Raw genomic sequence first — 3,370 nt, forward strand, 5'->3', positions numbered from 1 at the left:
GGGTCGCCCACACCGTGGCGCTTGTGCACCACCACGCCGGCCAGCGCGTCCAGGTTGCCGCGCTCGACCTCGGCTTCGGCGGCCCAGCCGGCCAGGTTCGTCCGGGTGGTGTTCTTCACCTCAACCGCGATCCGCTGCCCGTGAGCCTTGACCCCGCGAATGTCGCCGGTGTCCTTCGCCCCGGTCTTCACCTGCCGGTCGACGCCATCGTCATCGAGGGCCCCGGCGAGGTAGTCCGCGGCCTGGCGCTCCATGCGCGTGCCGGCCGCCTTCGCGCTGGCCCTAGTGCGGCTCACTTGCGGCCCCCGAACACGGTGGCCTTCTGCTCGTCCGTGAGCTTCTCCCCGAAGTGCCAGAAGCCGCGCTCGTCCGGCCAGTGACCGAACAGGGTCGTGTGCGGGTACTCCTTGCGGTGGCTGATGTAGGGCTTGAGCTCGCACCTGCGGTCCGGCGTTCCGTGCTCGCCCACCCGGTGCGCCTCGAAGCTGATGAGGCCGATGAACGTCTCGCAGCAGGCCCCGCAATGCCCGGTCCTCTCGCCGCCAGGGAACGTCTTGCCGCATTTGGGGTGTGTCACTGATGCCATGGTTGGCCCTCTTTCGGTTCGCCGCTCGGATTTGGCGGGGTTTCGGGTGGGATCTGGGCGGGAGTTGCACCCGCGTACTTTTCGGGGCTTACAGCGCCGTCCTGCGTGTGCGTTTGCCGGGTCCGGTTCCGGTCCCTCACCCCTCGCCCTGGGTGGCCTGTGCGTTCCGCCAGCCTTCGGGGGGTTCGGTTCGGTAGTGCTTGGCCTTGCAGACGGATTCGGGGCAGTCGTGTTCTCCGCAGTGGAGTTCGCGTTTGGGGGTGGGGTCGGGGGGTTGCCAGGGGTTGCGCCAGTGTTCGCCGTCGAGGGGGATGACGCCGGGGGTGCGGTTTTTCGGGTTGCCTGCTGCGCGGATGGCTGCGTGGGCGATTTGGTCGGGGGTTCCGCGGTGGCGGGCCCTGCCGAGGGCTTCGGTGATGCCGGCGGGGTCCCAGTCGCGGCGGATGGTGTGGATGAAGTTGGCGAGTGTCTGAGCTTGGATGCGGGTGATTTCGATCATCATGCGTTGCCTGGTGTGTCCTTCGGTGGTGCCGGTTCGTGCTTGTTGCGTCTTGGCTTGTGTTGGCGTGCGCTGGTGACATTACCTCGTCAGGTGATGATGACGGTGAGGGGTGAAGGGTGTTTGGTGTTAGGTGTCTGGTGTTACCGATCCCTTTCAAGACCCCTTCGGTCAGGGGTGGTGGATGGCTAGAACGGTGGGTCATCGGATGCCTTTCCCGATCCCTTTCCGGATGGGTTTCCGAATGGGTTGGGGGACCCCTTTCCGAATGGGTTTCCCGATGGGTTTCCGAAGGGCATTTCGGGTGGGTCGTCGGGCCCCTTTTCGGATGTCAGCTCGTAGGGGTTGATGGACCTCTTGGAGAGGACCGATTCGAGGGCTGACCAGCTACTCCAGTCCGGATGCTCGGCGTGGAGACGCTGCAGCTCGTGCACGACGACGCCGGCCAGTGTGCGGGACGCGATGGTGGCGTGCGCCTTGGCGACTGCGGCGCCCATGTTGCGTTGCTTGAGGAGCCCGTCGCTGCGAACGAAGGACCGAACGAGGACTTCTTCGGTGTCTTCGTCCGTAACAATGTAGTGACGCTCACAAAGTTCGCGGGCCGCGTCCAGGACGGTTCCGAGGGTCAGGCCCGCGGCTTTGGGGACAATGCGCTTGGGCCGCCAGTCCGTGACCCCGCAGTAGGACAGGTCCGGTTGCGAGAAGAGATGCCAGTAGAGCCATTGAGCGTGGAGGCCGAGGTCGAGGAAGTCGTCATCTGACCAGATCCCCACGTCGGTTTGTGCGTAGACGCGGGCCATCAGGCGGGTGTCCTTTCGGTTTGTCGGGTCCAATGCCAGGCCCCGCGGTCGCATTGGCAAAAGCGGACCTGGGAGTGATGGCCGGCGATGTGCTCCATCTCCGTCCGGAGGCGGCGGGCCTCGTCCCTTGTGGGGGCGTAGATCTTCCCGCACAGGCAGCGCATGACCGACGGGTAAGCGGGCCGGTGATGCCTCACTGGGTGTCCAGGAGGTCGAAGATACTGGTCTGGGTGGGCGCCGCGAGTTCGAGGTCGCACCAGTCGGACTCGACGTAGCTCATCAGATGCTCGTCGTTGGGCCTTGCTGGATCTGCCAGACACCACCGGGTAATGCCGGGCCCGTTGTAGTTCTCGATGATGTGCGTGATCCGCATCAGCCGGCGGCGCCCGTAGGGGACGGTCTTGTTGCTGCCGGGGCTCCACATCTGCTGCCACACCAGTGCGCCGACGTTCATGCTGCAGCCCCGCGCCGGCGGCGGCCAGCTTCGAAGAGTTCGCGCTGGCGCTTGTTGTGGGCATCGCGGCGCTGCTCTTCGCTTGCGTAGGTGACCGGGGCCGGGCCGGTGGCGTCCGGAGCGCGGCCGGTGGTCTCCCACTGCTCGAGGTGGGCAGCGCAGTAGCCGTAGGCCTTGTGCGGTTCCTTGCAGCCGTTCACCAGGCACAGCTTGGTTGCGGTGGCCGGGGCTGCGTGGACGGGCCGAGCCGCTGGGGCTGCGGGCCGTGGGCGTGCCTGCGGTGCCGGATGTTCCGTCGGGACGGCAGGGGTGGGGAGCTCCGGCGCGTCCGGCTCCGGCTCCTGCTTGGGCTTGGCTGTGCGGCCGGTCTTCATGACGGTGTTCGGGTCGCCGTGCTTGAGGAGACGCTGGTAGTGCTTCCGGCAGTATCCGCGTACTGACTGCTTGCCATCGCACTCGTCGGCGATGCAGGAGGCGGGCGCGGGGGCGGCCTTGGGCTTCGGTGCCTTCCAGCCGTGCGCTTCGAGGAGGGCGATGGTGGCCGGGGTGACGTGGAAGGCGTCGGCCGGGTATTGGTCTCCGCGGACGGTAGTCGCCGTGATGATGGTTGCCATGATGGGTTCCTTTCGTGGTTAGGCGGCCTTGCGCCGCGTGTATTTGGGCGCCCAGCCGAGTTGCCGGGCTTCGGGGAGGCAGTCGATGCAGTAGCCGTTGTGTGGGCGGCCCATGTTGAAGGCGAAGATCCCGCCGCAGCGGCCGCACATGTAGGTGCCGACTTCCAAGGTCAGCGCCGGCCGGGCGCTTGCGCCGCGCACGCTCATGCGGCACGCGCCGGGGCGAATTCGTCTTGGCGGACGACGCTGTCGATGAGGTCTTGCCGGCCGCGGCCGCGGAGGCGGGACGCGATCTTGTTCCAGGACCCGCCGAGGCGTTCCTCGAGGGCCCGCTTGCTGGTGCCGTTGCGGATGATGAACTCGACGTCTTCGAGCCACGCGTCGGCGCGGTCGCTGATGCTGGCAGGGGTGGTATCA

8 protein-coding genes are annotated in these 3,370 nt (G+C 66.9%); all 8 read right to left on the reverse strand.

The genetic code is table 11. The annotated features are described in order from the left end of the window. Positions 1-296, reverse strand: a 296-nt coding sequence (locus ABD912_RS23480; protein WP_345154901.1) for a hypothetical protein, incomplete at its 3' end; no start/stop codon positions are given. Then, complete coding sequence (locus ABD912_RS23485) at positions 293-586, reverse strand: FDXHR family putative zinc-binding protein (RefSeq protein WP_345154902.1); 294 nt, start codon at positions 584-586, stop codon at positions 293-295. The genes ABD912_RS23485 and ABD912_RS23480, both read right to left, overlap by 4 nt. Before the next feature lie 136 nt (positions 587-722). Next, positions 723-1,088 (reverse strand): hypothetical protein, encoded by a 366-nt coding sequence (locus tag ABD912_RS23490; protein WP_345154904.1) that lies wholly within the window; start codon positions 1,086-1,088, stop codon positions 723-725. Between the two features lie 185 nt (positions 1,089-1,273). Continuing rightward, positions 1,274-1,885, reverse strand: coding sequence for a hypothetical protein (locus tag ABD912_RS23495; protein ID WP_345154907.1), 612 nt, complete (start codon positions 1,883-1,885; stop codon positions 1,274-1,276). Between the two features lie 193 nt (positions 1,886-2,078). Next, the gene (locus tag ABD912_RS23500; RefSeq protein WP_345154909.1) at positions 2,079-2,339 is read right to left on the reverse strand and encodes a hypothetical protein; all 261 of its coding nucleotides are present in this window, start codon (positions 2,337-2,339) and stop codon (positions 2,079-2,081) included. After that, positions 2,336-2,953 (reverse strand): hypothetical protein, encoded by a 618-nt coding sequence (locus tag ABD912_RS23505; RefSeq protein WP_345154912.1) that lies wholly within the window; start codon positions 2,951-2,953, stop codon positions 2,336-2,338. The genes ABD912_RS23500 and ABD912_RS23505 overlap by 4 nt, the downstream gene beginning before the upstream one ends. A gap of 18 nt (positions 2,954-2,971) precedes the next feature. Next, positions 2,972-3,160 (reverse strand): hypothetical protein, encoded by a 189-nt coding sequence (locus tag ABD912_RS23510; RefSeq protein ID WP_345154914.1) that lies wholly within the window; start codon positions 3,158-3,160, stop codon positions 2,972-2,974. Then, positions 3,157-3,370 (reverse strand): hypothetical protein (locus ABD912_RS23515; RefSeq protein ID WP_345154916.1); only part of this gene is annotated, 214 nt, incomplete at its 5' end. The genes ABD912_RS23510 and ABD912_RS23515, both read right to left, overlap by 4 nt.

This window comes from Arthrobacter ginkgonis (genome assembly GCF_039540195.1).
Lineage (GTDB): Bacteria > Actinomycetota > Actinomycetes > Actinomycetales > Micrococcaceae > Zafaria > Zafaria ginkgonis.

What these genes read in the sequence shown, in the direction of transcription:
- ABD912_RS23485 (WP_345154902.1), bottom strand. Translation starts at nt 586, where the DNA reads ATGGCATCAGTGACACACCCCAAATGCGGCAAGACGTTCCCTGGCGGC.
- ABD912_RS23490 (WP_345154904.1), bottom strand. Translation starts at nt 1,088, where the DNA reads ATGATGATCGAAATCACCCGCATCCAAGCTCAGACACTCGCCAACTTC.
- ABD912_RS23495 (WP_345154907.1), bottom strand. Translation starts at nt 1,885, where the DNA reads ATGGCCCGCGTCTACGCACAAACCGACGTGGGGATCTGGTCAGATGAC.
- ABD912_RS23500 (WP_345154909.1), bottom strand. Translation starts at nt 2,339, where the DNA reads ATGAACGTCGGCGCACTGGTGTGGCAGCAGATGTGGAGCCCCGGCAGC.
- ABD912_RS23505 (WP_345154912.1), bottom strand. Translation starts at nt 2,953, where the DNA reads ATGGCAACCATCATCACGGCGACTACCGTCCGCGGAGACCAATACCCG.
- ABD912_RS23510 (WP_345154914.1), bottom strand. Translation starts at nt 3,160, where the DNA reads ATGAGCGTGCGCGGCGCAAGCGCCCGGCCGGCGCTGACCTTGGAAGTC.